Source organism: Bradyrhizobium genomosp. I (2014) (assembly GCF_000261685.1).
Lineage (GTDB): Bacteria > Pseudomonadota > Alphaproteobacteria > Rhizobiales > Xanthobacteraceae > Bradyrhizobium.
In genome coordinates this window covers 17903-35758 of sequence record NZ_AJQE01000205.1, presented here as the reverse complement: position 1 = coordinate 35758, position 17856 = coordinate 17903, and the positions used below count along the sequence as shown (strand labels likewise).

The 17856-nt window shown below is 65.8% G+C and carries 15 protein-coding genes; 4 read left to right on the top strand and 11 right to left on the bottom strand.

Features of this window, described 5'->3' with window-relative positions; translation table 11 throughout:
* Positions 1–53: 53 nt before the first annotated feature.
* Positions 54–281 (bottom strand): 50S ribosomal protein L31, encoded by a 228-nt coding sequence (gene rpmE / locus IC50_RS20000; protein ID WP_024337552.1) that lies wholly within the window; start codon positions 279–281, stop codon positions 54–56.
* A gap of 197 nt (positions 282–478) precedes the next feature.
* Here rpmE and IC50_RS19995 point away from each other — a divergent pair, with 197 nt between their 5' ends.
* Positions 479–2329, top strand: coding sequence for an ABC transporter ATP-binding protein/permease (locus IC50_RS19995; RefSeq protein WP_035708496.1), 1851 nt, complete (start codon positions 479–481; stop codon positions 2327–2329).
* 62 nt (positions 2330–2391) lie between these two features.
* On the opposite strand, the gene IC50_RS19990 is transcribed toward IC50_RS19995, so the two are convergent.
* The 3 genes from IC50_RS19990 to IC50_RS19980 all read right to left on the bottom strand — a co-directional run bounded on the left by IC50_RS19990 (position 2392) and on the right by IC50_RS19980 (position 5068).
* A complete protein-coding gene (locus IC50_RS19990; protein WP_035708493.1) occupies positions 2392–2838 on the bottom strand; it encodes a GNAT family N-acetyltransferase in 447 nt (148 codons plus the stop codon).
* Positions 2838–3866 carry a peptidoglycan -binding protein gene (locus IC50_RS19985; RefSeq protein WP_035708520.1) on the bottom strand — a complete coding sequence of 343 codons (1029 nt, stop codon included), beginning with the start codon at positions 3864–3866 and terminating at the stop codon, positions 2838–2840. The genes IC50_RS19990 and IC50_RS19985 overlap by 1 nt, the downstream gene beginning before the upstream one ends.
* A 188-nt stretch (positions 3867–4054) precedes the next feature.
* Positions 4055–5068 carry a hypothetical protein gene (locus IC50_RS19980; protein ID WP_035708491.1) on the bottom strand — a complete coding sequence of 338 codons (1014 nt, stop codon included), beginning with the start codon at positions 5066–5068 and terminating at the stop codon, positions 4055–4057.
* On the opposite strand from IC50_RS19980, the gene IC50_RS19975 reads away from it, so the two are divergent.
* The 3 genes from IC50_RS19975 to IC50_RS19965 all read left to right on the top strand — a co-directional run bounded on the left by IC50_RS19975 (position 5067) and on the right by IC50_RS19965 (position 10294).
* Positions 5067–5708 (top strand): SAM-dependent methyltransferase, encoded by a 642-nt coding sequence (locus tag IC50_RS19975; protein WP_035708489.1) that lies wholly within the window; start codon positions 5067–5069, stop codon positions 5706–5708. The two genes, IC50_RS19980 and IC50_RS19975, sit on opposite strands and share 2 nt — an antisense overlap.
* Positions 5709–5944: 236 nt before the next feature.
* The gene (locus IC50_RS19970) at positions 5945–7135 is read left to right on the top strand and encodes an efflux RND transporter periplasmic adaptor subunit (protein ID WP_085973864.1); all 1191 of its coding nucleotides are present in this window, start codon (positions 5945–5947) and stop codon (positions 7133–7135) included.
* A 6-nt stretch (positions 7136–7141) separates the two neighbouring features.
* The gene (locus IC50_RS19965; protein WP_035708486.1) at positions 7142–10294 is read left to right on the top strand and encodes a multidrug efflux RND transporter permease subunit; all 3153 of its coding nucleotides are present in this window, start codon (positions 7142–7144) and stop codon (positions 10292–10294) included.
* A 136-nt stretch (positions 10295–10430) separates the two neighbouring features.
* On the opposite strand, the gene IC50_RS19960 is transcribed toward IC50_RS19965, so the two are convergent.
* The 7 genes from IC50_RS19960 to gap all read right to left on the bottom strand — a co-directional run bounded on the left by IC50_RS19960 (position 10431) and on the right by gap (position 17806).
* A complete protein-coding gene (locus IC50_RS19960) occupies positions 10431–11222 on the bottom strand; it encodes an inositol monophosphatase family protein (RefSeq protein WP_035708483.1) in 792 nt (263 codons plus the stop codon).
* 98 nt (positions 11223–11320) lie between these two features.
* On the bottom strand, positions 11321–12397 hold the full coding sequence (locus tag IC50_RS19955; RefSeq protein WP_035708482.1) for a tetratricopeptide repeat protein: 1077 nt from the start codon (positions 12395–12397) through the stop codon (positions 11321–11323).
* Between the two features lie 7 nt (positions 12398–12404).
* The gene (locus tag IC50_RS19950) at positions 12405–13079 is read right to left on the bottom strand and encodes a thiamine phosphate synthase (RefSeq protein ID WP_035708479.1); all 675 of its coding nucleotides are present in this window, start codon (positions 13077–13079) and stop codon (positions 12405–12407) included.
* A 3-nt stretch (positions 13080–13082) separates the two neighbouring features.
* Positions 13083–14108, bottom strand: coding sequence for a class I fructose-bisphosphate aldolase (locus IC50_RS19945; protein ID WP_035708477.1), 1026 nt, complete (start codon positions 14106–14108; stop codon positions 13083–13085).
* Positions 14109–14366: 258 nt separating this feature from the next.
* Positions 14367–15434, bottom strand: a complete 1068-nt coding sequence (fba, locus tag IC50_RS19940) for a class II fructose-bisphosphate aldolase (RefSeq protein ID WP_035708475.1) — start codon at positions 15432–15434, stop codon at positions 14367–14369.
* A 39-nt stretch (positions 15435–15473) separates the two neighbouring features.
* Positions 15474–16670: a phosphoglycerate kinase gene (locus IC50_RS19935; protein ID WP_035708473.1), complete on the bottom strand. Its 1197-nt coding sequence runs from the start codon at positions 16668–16670 to the stop codon at positions 15474–15476.
* A 128-nt stretch (positions 16671–16798) separates the two neighbouring features.
* Positions 16799–17806: a type I glyceraldehyde-3-phosphate dehydrogenase gene (gap, locus tag IC50_RS19930; RefSeq protein WP_035708471.1), complete on the bottom strand. Its 1008-nt coding sequence runs from the start codon at positions 17804–17806 to the stop codon at positions 16799–16801.
* Between the last annotated feature and the right edge of the window lie 50 nt (positions 17807–17856).

Here is a 17856-nt window from a genome sequence, read left to right as displayed (position 1 = left end):
AAACGCCCCCGGTTCTCCGGGGGCGTTTTTCGTCTCCAGCCTTGCGGGCCGGATCAATCCTTTTTGAGAAAGCCCGAAAACTTCTTCTGGAAGCGCGAGACACGGCCGCCGCGGTCCATGATCTGCGCGGAACCGCCGGTCCAGGCCGGGTGCGACTTCGGGTCGATGTCGAGGTTCAGCGTGTCGCCTTCCTTGCCCCAGGTCGAGCGGGTCAGGTACTCGGTTCCGTCGGTCATGACGACCTTAATCGTATGATAATCCGGATGAATTTCGGCTTTCATGGCAATTCCTCGGCGCTCCGGCGCCTTCTTGTGTGGCTAGCGAATGACGGATTTGGGCGGCTCTATACCCCACGAAACCCAGTAAAACAAGCCATGCCGGGCTGTTGAACCGGGTTTGCCCCTAAGGGACTTCCCGGATTTGCCACTACTGTTGCACCAGCCTATTGGGAGCAAATCAATGCAATGGGTCGGATCTCATGAGCGCAGTGGAACGGCTTGATGACCAGTATGCCGATCAACCCGGAATGAACGCCGCGGACACCCCCTCGATCGAAGCCGAGCTGATCGAAGAGCCGGCCAAGGGCCGCGCCAAGCTGCGGCCGCTGCTTGCGCTCGCGCCCTATGTGGGCCGCTATCGCGGCCGGGCGGCGCTGGCCTTCGTCGCGCTCACGATCGCCGCACTGACGACGCTGCTGGTGCCGGTCGCGGTGCGCAGGATGATCGATTTCGGCCTGACGCCAGAGGGCATCGAGCTGATCAACAGCTACTTCTCGGTGATGCTCGCGGTGGTCGGCGTGCTCGCGTTCGCGAGCGCTGCGCGGTACTACCTCGTGATGACGATCGGCGAGCGCATCGTCGCCGATCTCAGGCGCGACGTCTTCGCCCATCTGCTGTCGCTCTCCCCCGCCTTCTTCGATTCGGCGCGCAGCGGCGAATTGATCTCGCGGCTCACCGCCGACACCACCCAGCTCAAATCGGCCGTCGGCGCCTCGGTCTCGATCGCGCTGCGCAATTTGATGATGTTCCTGGGCGCCACGGCGATGATGGTGATCACGAGCCCGAAATTGTCCGGCTTCGTGCTGCTGGCCATCCCCTTGATCGTGCTGCCGCTGGTCGCCTTCGGGCGCTGGGTGCGGCGTCTGTCGCGCAATGCGCAGGACACGCTCGCCGAAGCCTCCGCCTATGCGGGCGAGTTGGTCGGCGCGATCCGCACCGTGCAGGCCTATACCAGCGAGCAGTTCGCCGAGAAGCGTTTCGGCGGCGAGGTCGAACAGGCCTATGAGGCCGCGCGCACCTCGACCCGGGCCCGCGCCGTGCTCACAGCCATCATCATCTTCATCGTGTTCGCAAGCGTGGTCGCCATCCTCTGGATCGGCTCGCATGACGTGCTCTCCGGCGCAATTACGCCCGGCCGCCTCGGCCAGTTCGTGCTTTATGCCGTGTTCGCCGCAGCGGGCCTCGGCCAGCTCAGCGAGGTCTGGGGCGAGGTCTCGGCGGCATCAGGCGCGGCCGAGCGCCTGTTCGAGATCCTGCACGTGAGGCCCGAGATCGCCGCGCCCGCGGCGCCGCGGGCGCTGCCGGTGCCGGCCCGCGGCGAGGTCGGCTTCGATCAGGTCAGCTTCGCCTATCCGGCGCGGTCCGACGTCAAGGTGCTCGACGCCGTGTCGTTCGCCGTCCGCCCCGGCGAGAAGGTCGCGATCGTCGGTCCCTCCGGCGCCGGCAAGAGCACGATCTTTCACCTGCTGCTGCGCTTCTATGATCCGCGCAGCGGGACGATTGCGCTCGACGGCGTGCCGGTCAAATCCGCCGACCCGCACGATTTCCGCGCCCGCATCGCGCTGGTGCCGCAGGACTCGGTGGTGTTCGCGGCGACCGCCCGCGAGAACATCCGCTTCGGCCGGCCCGATGCGACCGATGCCGAGGTCGAGCGCGCCGCGGAGCTGGCGCATGCCGCCGAATTCATCCGCCGCCTGCCCGAAGGTTTCGAGACGGCGCTCGGCGAGCGCGGCGTGACGCTCTCCGGCGGCCAGCGCCAGCGCATCGCGATCGCGCGCGCCATCCTGCGCGACGCACCGCTGCTGCTGCTGGATGAAGCGACCTCCGCGCTCGACGCCGAAAGCGAGACGCTGGTCCAGACCGCGCTGGAAGAGCTGATGCGCCACCGCACCACGCTGGTGATCGCGCATCGCCTGGCTACCGTGCTGTCCTGCGACCGCATCCTGGTGATGGACCAGGGCCGGATCGTCGAGCAGGGCACACATGCCGAGCTGGTGGCGGCGAACGGACTCTATGCGAGGCTCGCGAGGTTGCAGTTCGAGGGGGCGTAGACGCCGCATACTGCGTCATTGCTTCACTGCGCGCGCAATGACGGCGGAGAGTGCCGTGGGCCTCACGCCCGCCAGGCCATCTTCAGCACCGGCCGCCCCGAGGTCGGGTTCACGTCGTCGCCGGCATGGGCAAAGCCGTTGCGCTCGTAGAAGCGGATGGCGCGGGCATTGTCCTTGTTGACGAGCAGCGTGATTCCTGCCGGCGACAGGCGCTTGGCCTCATCCACCAGCAGCCGCGCTGCATTCGAGCCCCAGTGCTCCGGATCGACCACGAGCTGGTCGAGATAGCCTTCGCCATCGATCGTGACGAAACCGATCAGCGCACCGTCCTGCTCCGCCACCATGATCGAGGCCTTCGGCACCAGGTCCTTGCGCCAGCGCTCGCGCCACCATTCCAGCCGCGCAGCGAAGTCGATCTGCGGATAGGCCTGCTGCCAGGTGCGATGCCAGAGGTCGATCGCGGCAGCTTCGTCCTCGGGGCGGTAGGGGCGGAGGTGGAGCGCGCTCACTACCGCTCCGTCAGCTTCAGCTCGATACGGCGGTTGCGCTTGTAGGCCTCCTCGGTGTTGCCGGGATCGAGCGGCTGGAATTCGCCGAAGCCGGCCGCGACGAGGCGCTGGGCGGGCACGCCGAGCGAGATCAGATATTGCACCACCGAGATCGAGCGGGCGGCGGACAGGTCCCAGTTCGACTTGAAGTTCGGGCCGTTGACCGGGCGCACGTCGGTATGGCCGTCGACGCGCAGCACCCAGGGAATCTCGCTCGGAATCTTCTTGTCGAGCTCGATCAGCGCGGTCGCGAGCGTGTCGAGCTCGGTGCGGCCCTCGGGCAGCAAGGTCGCCTGCCCGGTGTCGAAGAACACTTCGGACTGGAACACGAAGCGGTCGCCGACGATGCGGATATCGGGCCGGTTGCCGAGGATGGCGCGCAGGCGGCCGAAGAATTCCGAACGGTAGCGCGACAATTCCTGCACCCGCTGCGCCAGAGCCACGTTGAGGCGCGAGCCGAGATCGGCAATGCGGTTCTGCGATTCCTTGTCGCGCTTCTCGCTGGCATCGAGTGCCTCCTCCAGCGCGGCCAATTGCCGGCGCAGCGCGCTGATCTGCTGGTTCAGCACCTCGATCTGCGCCAGCGCCCGCGCCGAGACCGCCTTCTCCGAATCCAGCGCCTTGCCGAGCTCGGCGGTCTTGCCCTGTGCGTCGTTGCCGGCGGCGGCAAGGCCGTCATAGAGACCCTTGATGCGGTCGCGCTCGCTTTCGGCCGAAGCGAGGCCCGCCTTCAATTGCGAGACCTGGTCGTCGAGCGAAAGCTTGCCGAGCTTTTCCAGCGACAGCAGCTCGTTGAGCTGGGCGATCTTGGCGTTGAGCAGCTCCAGCGCCTTGTCCTTGCCGGTCACCTCCTGCGAGAGGAAGAACTGCACCACCAGAAACACCGACAGCAGGAACACGATCGACAGCACCAGCGTCGACAGCGCGTCGACGAAGCCGGGCCAGTAGTTGAAGGCGCCGTCGCTGCGGCGGCCGCGCGCTAGGGCCATGTTGTCAGTCTCCACTTTTGCGTCCCGGACGCGACGCAGCGTGCAACGCTGCTTCGCAGAGCCGGGACCCATATTGTCCCTGACGCTGGGCTCCGGCTCTGCAGCGCATCACCATAGCGTGTCGAAGACGCGCGTAAACGCGCTTCTGGTGCTGCGCCGCGTCCGGGGCACGATAGTTCAGCGTATCTTCAGCTCTTCTCGGGCTGGCGCGCGATCCGCTCCAGCAGGCGCCGGATCTCGCGGTTCTGCTCGCCCTGGCCGTCGGCCCATTCGCGGATCATCTGCTGCTCGGTGCGCATGTGCGAGACCAGCGCCTGGATCGCCTCGGCAAGGCTCGCCATCGCCGCCGTGGTGCCGCGGCTGGCGCTGCCTTCCTCGAACACGGAGCGCAGCCGTTCGACCGCGGCCTGGAGCTCGCCGCCGGCGGCGCCGCCGCCCGCCGCAACGGGCGCTTCGCCGCTGCCATATTCGCGCACGGTGGTGGCGAGCCAGTCCTCGAGGTCGGTATAGAACCGGTTCTGCGCCTGGCTCGATTGCAGGTCGAGGAAGCCGAGGATCAGCGAGCCGGCGAGGCCGAACAGCGAGCTGGAGAACGAAATGCCCATGCCGCCGAGCGGGGCGGCGAGGCCCTCCTTGAGCGTGTCGAACAGCGAGCCGGCATCGCCGCCGACCTTGAGCCCGTCGATCACCTTGCCGACCGAGCCGACCGTTTCGATCAGGCCCCAGAAGGTGCCGAGCAGGCCGAGGAAGACCAGGAGGCCGGTCATATAGCGCGAGATGTCGCGGGCTTCGTCCAGCCGGGTCGCGATCGAATCGAGCAGGTGCCGCATCGTGGTCTGGGTGATGGTCATTCGCCCGGAGCGCTCGCCGCCGAGGATCGCCGCCATCGGCGCCAGCAGTCTTGGATGCCGGGCCGGCGCAAGGCCCGGATCGGCAATGCGGAAATTGTTGACCCAGGAGACTTCGGGATAGAGCCGGATGACCTGGCGGAAGGCCAGCACGATACCGATGAACAGCACTGCCCCGATCAGGGCATTGAGCCCGGGATTGGCGAAGAAGGCCTGGATGATCTGCTTGTAGAGCACCACCCCCACCAGCGTGCACAGCACCAGGAAGACCAGCATCCGCACCAGGAAGACGCTGGGCGAGGACAGTTTGGTGTACTCGATATCCATGGTGGAGCGGGAAGTGCCAGACGGCATGGCCGGAATCATCCGTTACGTAAGCTTGTTTGCGGTGCGCACTATGGCACAGCGCCAGCCCAAAAAAAGCGCCGGATACGCCGATTCGGGGGACAGCTCGGGGAACCCGGACCGAAAGCGACGCTTTGATACGCAGCTATCTGCAGAAGTTCGCCATTCGGGGGGAGGGGCGGCGGAGGAGGCACTGCGCCGGACGGTCGAGCATGCCGGTCTTGCCGATCGCCAGACCATCCTCGAGTTCGGCTGCGGCTGGGGCTCGCTGTCGCTGTGGATGACCCGACAGTTTCCGCACGCAAGGGTGATGGTGGTGTCGAACTCGCAAGCGCAGCGCAACCATGTCGAGGACGAGGGGTGGCTGCGCGGACGCCCGAACCTGCGCGCGGTCACCGCGGACATGAACGTTTTTTCGCCCGAAGGCCAGTTCGACCGCATCGTCTCGGTCGGGACGTCCGGGCAGATGACGAACTGGCGCAAGCTGATGACGCGCATCCGGTCATGGCTGGCGCCATCGAGGCGTCCTTGCGCAGGGTCTATGGCGAGAACTGCTCTTTGGATGCGTTGCTGGCGCTGGTTCCTCCTCGCGACATCCGGCCTGGCTACGCCGGGAGAACCGAATGGGGAATCAGCCATTGCCGGATGAAAGCAGCCGACTGATTGCGATGTTCCGCCGCAGCACGCGGCGGTGGAACTCGACTCACAATCGAGTGAATCTTTAAAATGGAAGTTTTTTCATAGCATTAGATCGTGTGACAATGAGCCGCCCACGCTCTCATTGCGTCGCAGCAAGCAACGATTATTTTGCATTTCGATATCACACTGTCCGGAACTTCTCCGGAAGTCCGAAACCATGAGTGATTGAACGGGGCGACTACCCTTATGCCAGCGCTTCAAGTGCGATCCGCCTGCATGGCAATTGTGCTCGCGGTCGCGGCGCCGCTGCTTGCGGGCTGCGATGAGTCAAATTCTGCGATCGTCCAGGCACAACCGATCGAACCGGACGTCAGCGTCGTCACAGTCAGGCCGCAGCCCCGCGCCATCGTGCGGGAACTCCCTGGCCGTATCGCGCCGACGAGAGTCTCCGACGTTCGGCCGCGCGTTTCGGGCATCGTGGTCGAGCGTCTGTTCCACCAGGGCAGCGAAGTGAAGGCGGGCGATCCGCTCTACCGCATCGATCCGCGTCCGTTCGAGGTCGAGGTTTCGGCCAACGAGGCCGCGCTTGCCAAAGCGGAGGCGGCGCTGATGCAGGCCAAGCAGCAGGCACACCGCATCGCCACGCTCACCAGCCAGCGCGCCGCGCCCGAAGCGGAGAACGAAAAGGCAATCGCGTCCGAGCGCCAGGCTCATGCCGAGGTCGAGGGCCGCAAGGCCGATCTTGCGCGGGCAAAGCTCCATCTCGACTATGCCACGGTGCGGGCGCCGATCGACGGCGTCGTCGGCGCGGCGCTGGTCAGCGAGGGTGCGCTCGTGGTGCAAAACGAAACCAATCTCGCCACCATTCAGCAGCTCGATCCGATCTACGCCGACTTCACGCAATCGGTGAACGAGCTGAATCAGCTCCGCCGCGCCTTCGAGAGCGGCGACCTCGAGCGCATCGCACCCGATACGGCCAAGGTGCGCCTCGTGCTCGACGACAACACGATCTATCCGCTGAACGGCAAGCTGTTGTTTTCCGATGCCAAGGTCGACGCCAATACCGGACAAGTGACCCTGCGCGGCGAGTTTCCCAATGCGAATCGCGAGCTGCTGCCCGGCATGTACGTTCGCGTGCGGCTCGAGCAGGGTATCGACGCCGACGCGATCGCGGTGCCGCAGCAGGCGATCCAGCGCAACGGCGGCGGTGGCAGCGAAGTCTTCGTCGTCAAGGACGACCATCGCGTCGCGGTGCAACCGGTGCGCACCGGCTCGGTGCAGGACGGTGTCTGGTTTATCACCGACGGCTTGAAGGCCGGTGACAAGGTCGTCGTGGAAGGGTTCCAGAAGTTTGCGGCCGGCGACAAGGTCAAGCCGCAATCCTGGACCGAGGCAGGGACCATCGTGGAAAGTCAACGCGCCCAGATGATCCAGTAAGGCATCATGCCGAGTTTCTTCATCGACAGGCCGATCTTCGCCTGGGTGGTCGCGCTGTTCATCTGCTTGATCGGCGCGATTGCCGTGCCGCTGCTGCCGATCGCGCAATACCCGATCATCGCGCCCCCCTCGATCTCGATCTCGACCAGCTATCCCGGCGCCTCGCCGGAGAACCTCTACAACAGCGTCACGCGGCTGATCGAGGAGGAGCTCAACGGCGCCTCCGGCATCCTCAATTTCGAATCGACCAGCGACTCGCTCGGCCAAGTCGAGATCATCGCCAACTTCCAGCCGGGCACCAATACCAACGACGCCTCGGTCGAGGTCCAGAACCGCATCAAACGCGTCGAGGCGCGCCTGCCGCGCGCGGTGATGCAGCAGGGCATTCTGGTCGAGGAAGCCTCCAGCGCGGTGCTGCAGATCATCACGCTGAGCTCGACCGACGGCAGCCTGGACGAGGTCGGTCTCGGCGATTTCATGATCCGCAACGTGCTGGGCGAGATCCGCCGCATTCCCGGCGTCGGCCGCGCCACGCTCTATTCGACCGAGCGCTCGCTTCGCATCTGGGTCGATCCGGCCAAGCTGGTCGGCTACGGACTCACCGCCGACGACGTCAACAAGGCGATTGCGGCTCAGAACGCACAGGTCGCCTCGGGCAGCATCGGTGCCGAGCCGTCGACCTCGAGCCAGCGCACCTCCGCGCTGGTGCTGGTCAAGGGCCAGCTCTCCTCGCCGGACGAATTCGGCGCCATCATCCTGCGCGCCAATGCCGACGGCTCGACCGTGCGCCTGCGCGACGTCGCGCGCATCGAGGTCGGTGGTCTCAGCTACCAGTTCAACACGCGATTGAACGGCAAGCCGACCGCCGGCCTTTCGGTGCTGATGTCGCCGACCGGTAACGCGCTGGCGACCGCGAGCGCGGTCGAAGAGAAGATGAAGGAGCTGTCGCGCTTCTTCCCGGCCAACATCACCTACGAGATTCCCTACAACATCACGCCCGTGGTCGAAGCCTCGATCGAGAAGGTGCTGTCGACGCTGGTCGAAGCCGTGGTGCTGGTGTTCGTCGTGATGTTCCTGTTCCTCCAGAATCTCCGCTACACCATCATCCCGACCATCGTGGTGCCGGTGGCGCTTCTGGGCGCCTGCACGGTGCTGCTGCTCGCCGGCTATTCGATCAACATGCTCTCGATGTTCGGCATGGTGCTCGCGGTCGGCATCCTCGTCGACGACGCCATCGTCGTGGTCGAGAACGTCGAGCGCATCATGGCCGAGGAAGGCCTGCCGCCGAAGGAAGCGACGCGCAAGGCGATGTCGCAGATATCTGGCGCCATCATCGGCATCACGCTGGTGCTGATGGCGGTGTTCGTGCCGATGGCGTTCTTTCCCGGCTCGGTCGGCATCATCTATCGCCAGTTCTCGGTGACCATGGTCGCCGCGATCGGCTTCTCCGCCTTCCTGGCGCTGTCGCTGACGCCGGCGCTGTGCGCGACCTTGCTCAAGCCGATCGCCAAGGGGCACGGCCATTCGACCAATTTCGTGTTCAGCCGGTTCAATCATTTCCTCGAGGCCTGCCGGTTTCGCTACGCGCGCACCGTCGGCTTCTCGCTGAAGCGCACCGGCCGCCTGATGCTGGTCTATGCCGCGCTGCTGGTCGGTCTGTCCTGGGCGTTCGTCAACCTGCCCGGCGGCTTCCTGCCCGTCGACGATCAGGGCTTCGTCACCACGGACGTGCAGACGCCGTCGGATTCGTCCTACGCCCGCACCGAATCCGTGATCGAGAAGGTCGAAAAATATCTTGCCGCACGGCCGGGCGTCGACAACGTCACCTTCCTCACGGGCTTCAGCTTCTCCGGCCAGGGCATGAACACCGCGCAGGCCTTCATCACCTTGAAGGACTGGTCCGAGCGCGGGCCCAAGGATTCCGCCGCGGCGATCGTCAACGACATCAACCGGGATCTGTCATCGATCCGCGACGCCAAGATTTCGGCGCTGCAGCCGCCGCCGATCGACAATCTCGGCAACTCCTCCGGCTTCTCGTTCCGCCTTCAGGACCGCGGCCAGAAGGGCTATCAGGCCTTGATGCGCGCCGCCGACCAGCTGATCGCGGAGGCCAATGCGAGCCCGGTGCTCCAGAAGGTCTATATCGAAGGCCTGCCCGAGGCCGGCGTGGTCAACCTCGTGATCGACCGCGAGAAGGCCGGCGCCTTCGGCGTCACCTTCGAGGACATCAACAACACCATCTCGACCAATCTCGGCTCGAACTACATCAACGACTTCCCGAACCGCGGCCGCATGCAGCGCGTCGTGGTGCAGGCCGACGCCCGCGACCGCATGCGGACCGAGGACATCCTCAACTACAACGTCAAGAACAGAAGCGGCCAGCTGGTGCCGTTCTCGTCCTTTGCCACCGTGGAATGGGCGCGCGGTCCGACGCAGATCGCCGGCTTCAACTATTATCCGGCGGTGCGCATCTCCGGCGAAGCCAGGCCCGGCTTCACCTCGGGCGATGCGATTGCCGAGATGGAGCGGCTTGCCGACAGATTGCCGCGGGGCTTCGGCTATGAATGGACCGGACAGTCGCTCCAGGAAAAACTGTCGGGCTCGCAGGCGCCGTTCCTGCTGGCGCTGTCGGTGTTCGTGGTGTTCCTGTGTCTCGCCGCGCTGTACGAGAGCTGGACCATTCCGCTCGCGGTGCTGCTGACCGTGCCGCTGGGTATCGTCGGCGCGGTCGCCGCAGCGACGCTGCGGAGCCTGCCCAACGACGTCTACTTCACCGTCGGCCTGATCACCATCATCGGCCTCGCGGCGAAGGACGCGATCCTGATCATCGAGTTCGCGAAGGATCTGCGGAAAGAAGGCAAGCCGCTGGTCGAAGCCACCATCGAGGCCTGCCGCCTGCGCTTCCGTCCGATCCTGATGACCGGCCTCGCCTTCATCTGCGGCGTGCTGCCGATGGCCATCGCCCACGGCGCCGGCGGCGCCAGCCAGCAGGCGCTGGGCAGCGTCGTGATGGGCGGCATGATCGCGGTGGTGATCCTGGCGCTGTTGATGGTGCCGGTGTTCTTCGTCTCGGTGCAGCGCGTGCTGGCGGGGGACCGGGAGCCGGCGGCGGCGAGGGAAGATGATGCGTACGGGCCGCCGGCGCCGGTAAAACCCTAAGGCAAACTGTCATGCCCGCGCAGGCGGGCATCCAGTACGCCGCGGCCTTTCTGTATCCGACTGATGTCTCTGGAATGCTGGATCACCCGCTTTCACGGGTGATGACGGCGGAGTGATTGGCTAGCAGCTTCTACTGCTACGCCGGCTTCCGCAGAATTTTCACCAGCTCCCCGTGCACGAACTCATTGCCGCACACCACGTCCCCGGTCACCAGTGCATCGCCCGGCGTGTTGATGTCGCTCACCGTGCCACCGGCCTCGCGCACCATCAGCATGCCGGCGGCGATGTCCCAGGATTGCAGATTGCGCTCCCAATAGCCGTCGAGACGGCCGGCGGCGACGAAGGCGAGATCGAGCGAGGCGGCGCCGAAGCGGCGGAGACCCGCGACGCGGTTCTGGATCGCGGTCATCTCGCGGCGGAATTCCTCGTGGTCACCGCGGCCGATATGGGGCAGGCCGCAGGCCACCACGCATTCGCTCAGCTGGCGGCGGCCGGCGACGCGCAGACGCTGGTCGTTGAGGAAGGCACCCTTGCCGCGTTCGGCGATGTAGAGCTCGTCATTGGCGGGATTGTAGATCACGCCGGCGATCACGGTGCCCTCGCGCGCGAGGCCGATCGAGATCGCGAATTGCGGGATGCCGTGCAGGAAGTTGGTGGTGCCGTCCAAGGGATCGACGATCCAGGTGTGGCTCTTGTCGGTGCCCTCGCGCGTGCCGCCTTCCTCGCCGATGAAGCCGTAGCCGGGGCGGGCCTTGGCGAGATCCTGGTAGAGGATCTCCTCCGCACGCTTGTCGGCGAGCGAAACGAAATTCGCCGGCCCCTTCAGCGAAACCTGGAGATGCTCGATCTCGCCGAGATCGCGCTTGAGGCTGCGGCCGGCCCGGCGCGCAGCCTTGACCATGACGTTGATAGTGGCGGAGTACAGCATGGGCTCTGGATCTTGATCGGGAGAAAGGGCGGACGATCGCGCCTGTTTGAGGGATTGGGTGCCCTGCGGGGGCGCTTGCGTCAAGTCATTGGGTCAAGTCATTTGGTCCCGAGCCATTTCTTGGCGGCGGCCTCCGCCTTGGCCCGCTCCTCGGCCGGCAGATCGGATAATTCCTTGTCGAGCTCGGGGTCGCCCTTGCCGCCGGTCTTGGCCACCAGATGCCATTTGAAACCCTCGACCTTGTCCATGGGTGTGCCCGCGCCGTTGATCAGCACCCATGCCAGCCGGTTCTGCGCGATCGCGCTGCCCTGGCGGGACGCCTTGCGGAGCAGGGCTACGGCCGCCGGCTGGTTCTTCGGCGTGCCGGTGCCGTTGAACATCGCGATCGCATATTCGACCTCGGCATCGACGTTGTCGGCGAGCGAGGCGGCCTGGAGCAGCCGCACCGCGCGTTCCGGGTCCTTCGGCACACCGGTGCCTTCCTTGTAGAAGGTCGCAAGCGCGTATTGCGCCTCGGGCAGGCCTGCATCGGCGGCCTGGCGCAGCAGTTCTGCGGAGCGCCTGACGTCCTGCGGCAGGGTCTGGCCGTCCAGATAGAGCAGGGCAAGGTTATAGGCCGCCTTGGGCTCGCCGAGCTTGGCGGCGGATGCCATCAGCTTGACCGCCTCGCTCTTGTCGACCGGGCCACCTCGACCCGAAATGCGCAGCATGGCGAGCGCGAACATCGCCTCGCGATCGCCGGAATCGGCGGCGCGCTTGTACCATTCGGCTGCCTTGGCGTAGTCGCGCCGGATGCCCATGGCGTTGGAATAGAGCTCGCCGAGCATGGTCATCGCCTTGGGATCGCCGGCCTGTGCGCGCACCGTGGCGAGCTCGAAGGCGGTCTTGTATTGGCCGCGCTGATAGGCGCCGAATACCAGGTCGACATTGGGATCGTCGGTCGGCGGCGCGGGGATCACGGTGGCGGCGGGCTTGGGCGAGGGGGACGGCTTGGGGGAGGCCGAAGGTTTCGGCGCGGGCGCCGCCTCCTTCTTTTTGGTGATCGTGTGCGGCCTGGGCTTGTGTTTTTCGGCGGGTGCGCTCGGCGTCGTGGCCGGCGGGGCGATCTGGAGCTGCGCGGCTGCGGGCGCCGTGAGCAGCAGCGTGGCCAGCATGGTGATGCATGAGAGCTTCATCTCAGGGCTAGCCATGCTCCTGGCGGGCCGGCGCCGTCGCGTGGGCCTTCTTGATCGCGGCATCGACTTCGATCAGCGCGGCCTTGGGCCCGCGAGGATCGGCCCAGATGAAGTCGCCGACCAGCACGAAATCGGCGCCGCTGGCGGCGAAATCGTGAGCCTCGTCCAGCGAGGTGGCAAAGCCGACGCAGGGCGGCTCGAACAGCTCGGCCCACCAGTCCAGCCGTTCGGCGATGGCCTGGGACGACGGCCGCTGGCCTTTCGCATCGGGCTCGCCGAACAGCACGTAGTCGGCGCCCATCTCGCCCGCGCTCATGGAATCGTGGCGCGTGGCAAGTCCCCCGACGCCGGCGATGCGATCGGGCTTGAGCGAGGGCGACGCCTCTTCCAGCGCGGCAAGGCCGGTGAGGTGCGCGCCGTCGGCGCCGCCGCGCGCGACGATTTCAGGATGGCCGTCGACGAGGAGCGCCGCGCCTGCGGTCTGCACCGGCGGCGCCAGCGCCTTGATGCGCGAGATCATGGTGCGCTGATCGGTCTCGTTCAGTCGCAGCAGCACGGCGGCGACGTCGGCGGAAGCGAGCAGGCCCGGCAGCTCGGCGACGAGCATCGCGGGATCATCGACAACAGGCGTCGCGAGATAGAGGCGCGGCGCCGGGCGCGGCGGAGGCGGTTTGTTCGACAAGATCTAGGCTGCCTTCTGTTCCAGGCTGCTCTGCCATTCGCCCTTGGAGGCGAGGCCGTTCATCCGCGCGCGATGGCTGAAGGCGCGCTGTCCGGCCGCGATGTTCTCGGCCTTGCCGGACCAGGCCTTCTGCGGCGCGGCCTGCAGCGCGCGGCCGTAGGAGAAGGTCAGGCCCCAGGGTAACGCGCCGAGCCTGTGCATGGCGTTGAGATGGGCGGTGGCCTCCTCGTCCGACTGGCCGCCCGAGAGGAAAGCGATGCCGGGCACGGCTGCGGGCACGCAGGCCTTGAGCAGCCGTATCGTCTTCTCCGCGACTTCCTCCACGGACGCCTGCTTCGCGCACTTCTTGCCGGAGATCGCCATGTTCGGCTTCAGTACCATGCCTTCGAGCGCAACGCGCTGCACGCGCAGCTCCTCGAACGTCTTGTTGAGCACGCGGCTCGTTACCTCGTAGCAGCGGTCGATGTCGTGATCGCCGTCCATCAGAACTTCCGGCTCGACGATCGGCACGATCTGCGCGGCCTGGCACAGCGCGGCATACCGCGCCAGCGCGTGGGCGTTGACGCTGATCGCCGTCGTGGAGGGAATGCCGCTGCCGATGTCGATCACCGCGCGCCATTTCGCAAAGCGCGCTCCGCGTTCATGGTATTTCTTCAGCCGCTCGGCGAGCTTGTCGAGCCCGATGGTCACGAGCTCGCCCGGACACATCGGCAGGGCCTGCGTGCCCTCGTCGACCTTGATGCCGGGAATGGCGCCGCTCTGCTCGATCAGCCTGATCAGCGGCGTGCCGTCCCTGGCATCCTGCCAGATGGTTTCGTCATAGAGGATGACGCCGGAGATGTACTGGCTCATGGCGTCCTTGGAGCGAAACAGCATCTCGCGATAGTCGCGGCGGTTCTCCTCCGTGGATTCCACGCCGATGGCGTCAAAGCGCTTCTTGATGGTGCCGGAGGATTCGTCGGCGGCAAGGATGCCCTTGCCTGATACGACCATGGCGGTCGCGATCCTGTTGAGCTCAGTCAGATCCATCGAGAGGTCCTCCCAAAACGATTCTGCCCTTGCCCGTGAAAATAGACCGTTCTCGGGCAATTGCCGAGTTAACGTTCGTCGCAGGGTAAGGGGGGAGGGTATCGTGCCACAAGAGAGCCTGTCATTCCGGGATGCGCCGGAAGGCGCAGGCCCGGAATCCATAACCCCAGGCCGTGGTTATGGATTCCGGGCTCGCCGCTTTGCGGCGCCCCGGAATGACGGAGAGAGTATGCGGGCCCTCCGCCACTTCGCGATCGCTTACGCGACGCGGGGATCGAGCTCGCCCTTGGCGTAGCGCTTGGCCATCTCGGCGGTGGTCAGCACCTTCTTGATCTTGGAGGCCTGGCCTGCGGTGTTGAATTCCTGCAGCCGCTGCTTGCACAGCTTGGTCATCGCTTCCATCGCCGGCTTCAGGTACTTGCGCGGATCGAACTCTTCCGGACTGTCCTTGAGCACCTTGCGGATCTGGCCGGTCATCGCCATGCGGTTGTCGGTGTCGATGTTGATCTTGCGCACGCCGTTCTTGATGCCGCGCTGGATCTCGGCGACAGGCACGCCCCAGGTCGGCTTCATCTTGCCGCCATAGGCGTTGATGATGTCCTGGAGCTCCTGCGGCACCGAGGACGAGCCGTGCATGACGAGATGCGTGTTCGGCAGCTTGCGGTGGATCTCCTCGATCACGTTCATGGCGAGGATGTCGCCGTCGGGCTTGCGCGTGAACTTGTAGGCACCGTGCGAGGTGCCCATCGCGATCGCGAGCGCGTCGACCCTGGTCTCCTTCACGAACTTCACGGCCTCGTCCGGATTGGTCAGGAGCTGGTCGTGGCTGAGCTTGCCTTCGGCGCCGTGGCCGTCTTCCTTGTCGCCCATGCCGGTCTCGAGCGAGCCGAGCACCCCGAGCTCGCCTTCGACCGAGATGCCGCCGAGATGGGCCATGTCGGTCACGGTCCTGGTGACGCCGACATTGTAGCCCCAGTCGCCGGGCGTCTTGCCGTCGGCCTTGAGCGAGCCGTCCATCATGACGGAGGTGAAGCCGGCCTGGATCGCGGTCATGCAGGTCGCCGGCTCGTTGCCGTGGTCGAGATGCACGCAGACCGGAATGTGCGGATAGATCTCGGTCACCGCGTCCATCATGTGCTTGAGCATGACGTCGTTGGCGTAGGAACGCGCGCCGCGCGAGGCCTGGATGATGACGGGCGCATCGACCTGGTTGGCCGCGTCCATGATCGCCAGCGCCTGCTCCATGTTGTTGATGTTGAAGGCCGGTACGCCGTAATCGTTCTCCGCCGCGTGGTCGAGCAGTTGACGTAACGTGATCCGAGCCATCTGTGCTTATCTCCCGTTGGGGCCTGCAAGGCCGCTTGATTACTTGGTACGCAGAACCTCGACGCCGGGCAGCGGCTTGCCTTCCATCCATTCGAGGAACGCGCCACCGGCGGTCGACACATAGGTGAAGTCACCGGCCACATGGGCCTGGTTGAGCGCCGCGACGGTGTCGCCGCCGCCCGCGATCGAGATCAGCTTTTTCGCCTTGGTGCGCTCGGCGGCGTGCCTGGCGGCCGCGACGGTTCCGCGGTCGAACGGCTGCATCTCGAAGGCTCCGAGCGGGCCGTTCCAGACCAGGGTTGCCGCGTCGTCGATCGCAGCGTGGACGCGGGCGACCGATTGCGGGCCGACGTCGAGGATCATGCCGTCGGCCGGGATCGCATCGAGGCCGTAGGCATGCGAGGGCGCATTGGCCGCGAAATGGTAGGCGACGGTGGCGTCCACGGGCAGGATGATGGCGCAGTTGGCGGCGTCCGCCTTCTCCATGATGCGCAGCGCGGTCGGGGCGAGGTCCTTCTCGGCCAGCGACTTGCCGATTGCGACGCCCTGGGCGTGCAGGAAAGTGTTGGCCATGCCGCCGCCGATCACGAGCGCGTCGACCTTGGTCACGAGATTCTCGAGCAGGTCGATCTTGGTCGAGACTTTTGCGCCGCCGATGATGGCGATGACGGGCTTGGTCGGCGAGCCCAGCGCCTTCTCCAGCGCGTCGAGCTCGGCCTGCATGGTGCGGCCGGCATAGGCCGGCAGCTTGTGGCCGAGGCCTTCGGTCGAGGCATGGGCGCGGTGCGCGGCCGAGAAGGCGTCGTTGACCCAGATGTCGCCGAGCTTGGCGAGCTCCGCGACGAACGTGGGATCGTTCTTTTCCTCTTCCTTGTGGAAGCGGGTGTTTTCCAGGCACAGGATGTCGCCGTCGTTCAGAGCCGCCACGGCTTTGGCCGCAGGCTCGCCGATGCAGTCGTCGGCGAAGGCGACCGGCTTCTTCACGACCTTCGCGAGCGCTTCCGCGACGGGCTTGAGCGACTCCTTGGCATCGCGCCCCTTCGGCCGGCCGAAATGCGCGAGCAGGATCACCTTGCCGCCCTTGTCCGAGATCTCGGTGATGGTCGGCGCGACGCGCTCGAGCCGCGTCGCGTCGGTGACGCGCCCGTTCTCCATGGGCACGTTGAGATCGACGCGCAGCAGCACGCGCTTGCCCTTCACGTCGACGTCGTCGAGGGTGCGGAATTTGTTGGTCATCGGACGCTTCCTTGTCCCGGGCCGCCTCTGGGAGGTCATTCCGGGGCGGTGCGCTAGCACCGAACCCGGAATCTCGAGATTCCGGGTCTGGTCCTGCGGACCATCCCGGAATGACGAAACCTGCGGAGTCAGATCACCTTCGCCATGGCGACGGCGGTGTCCGCCATGCGGTTCGAGAAGCCCCACTCGTTGTCGTACCAGGACATCACGCGCACCAGCGTGCCGTTCTGCACCTTGGTCTGGTCCTCGTGGAAGGTCGAGGAGTGCGGGTCGTGGTTGAAGTCGATCGAGACGTTCGGCGCATTGGTGTAGCCGAGGATGCCCTTGAGCTGCTGCTCGCTGGCGCGCTTCATCGCCGCGTTGATTTCCTTGGCGTCGGTGGCGCGCTTGGCGACAATCTTGAGGTCGACCACCGAGACGTTCGGGGTCGGCACGCGGATCGCGACGCCGTCGAGCTTGCCCTTCAGCTCGGGCAGCACGAGGCCGATCGCCTTCGCAGCACCGGTCGAGGTCGGGATCATCGACATCGCCGCGGCGCGGCCGCGGTAGAGATCCTTGTGCAGCGTGTCCAGCGTCGGCTGATCGCCGGTATAGGCGTGGATCGTGGTCATGAAGCCGGTCTCGATGCCGACGAGATCGTTCAGCACCTTGGCGACCGGCGCGAGACAGTTGGTGGTGCAGGAGCCGTTGGAGACGACCAGATGATCCCTGGTCAGGGTGTCGTGGTTGACGCCGTAGACGATGGTGGCATCGGCGCCGTCGGCGGGCGCGGAGACCAGCACGCGCTTGGCGCCGGCGGTCAGATGCGCGGAAGCCTTGTCCTTCGAGGTGAAGATGCCGGTGCATTCCAGCGCGATGTCGACGCCGAGATCCTTCCACGGCAGCTTCGAGGGATCGCGCTCGGCGGTCACCTTGATCTTGTTGGCGCCGAGGCTGATGGAGTCGCCATCGACGGTGACGGTGCCGGGGAAGCGGCCATGGACGCTGTCGAAACGGAGCAGATGGGCGTTGGTCTCGACCGGGCCGAGGTCGTTGATGCCGACGACCTCGATGTCCTTGCGGCCTGACTCGGCGATAGCCCGCAGGACGTTGCGGCCGATGCGGCCAAAACCGTTGATTCCGACGCGGACTGCCATGTTTCGTCTCCTTCAATGACCGTTGTCATCCCGCACAACGCGCTTTCGTG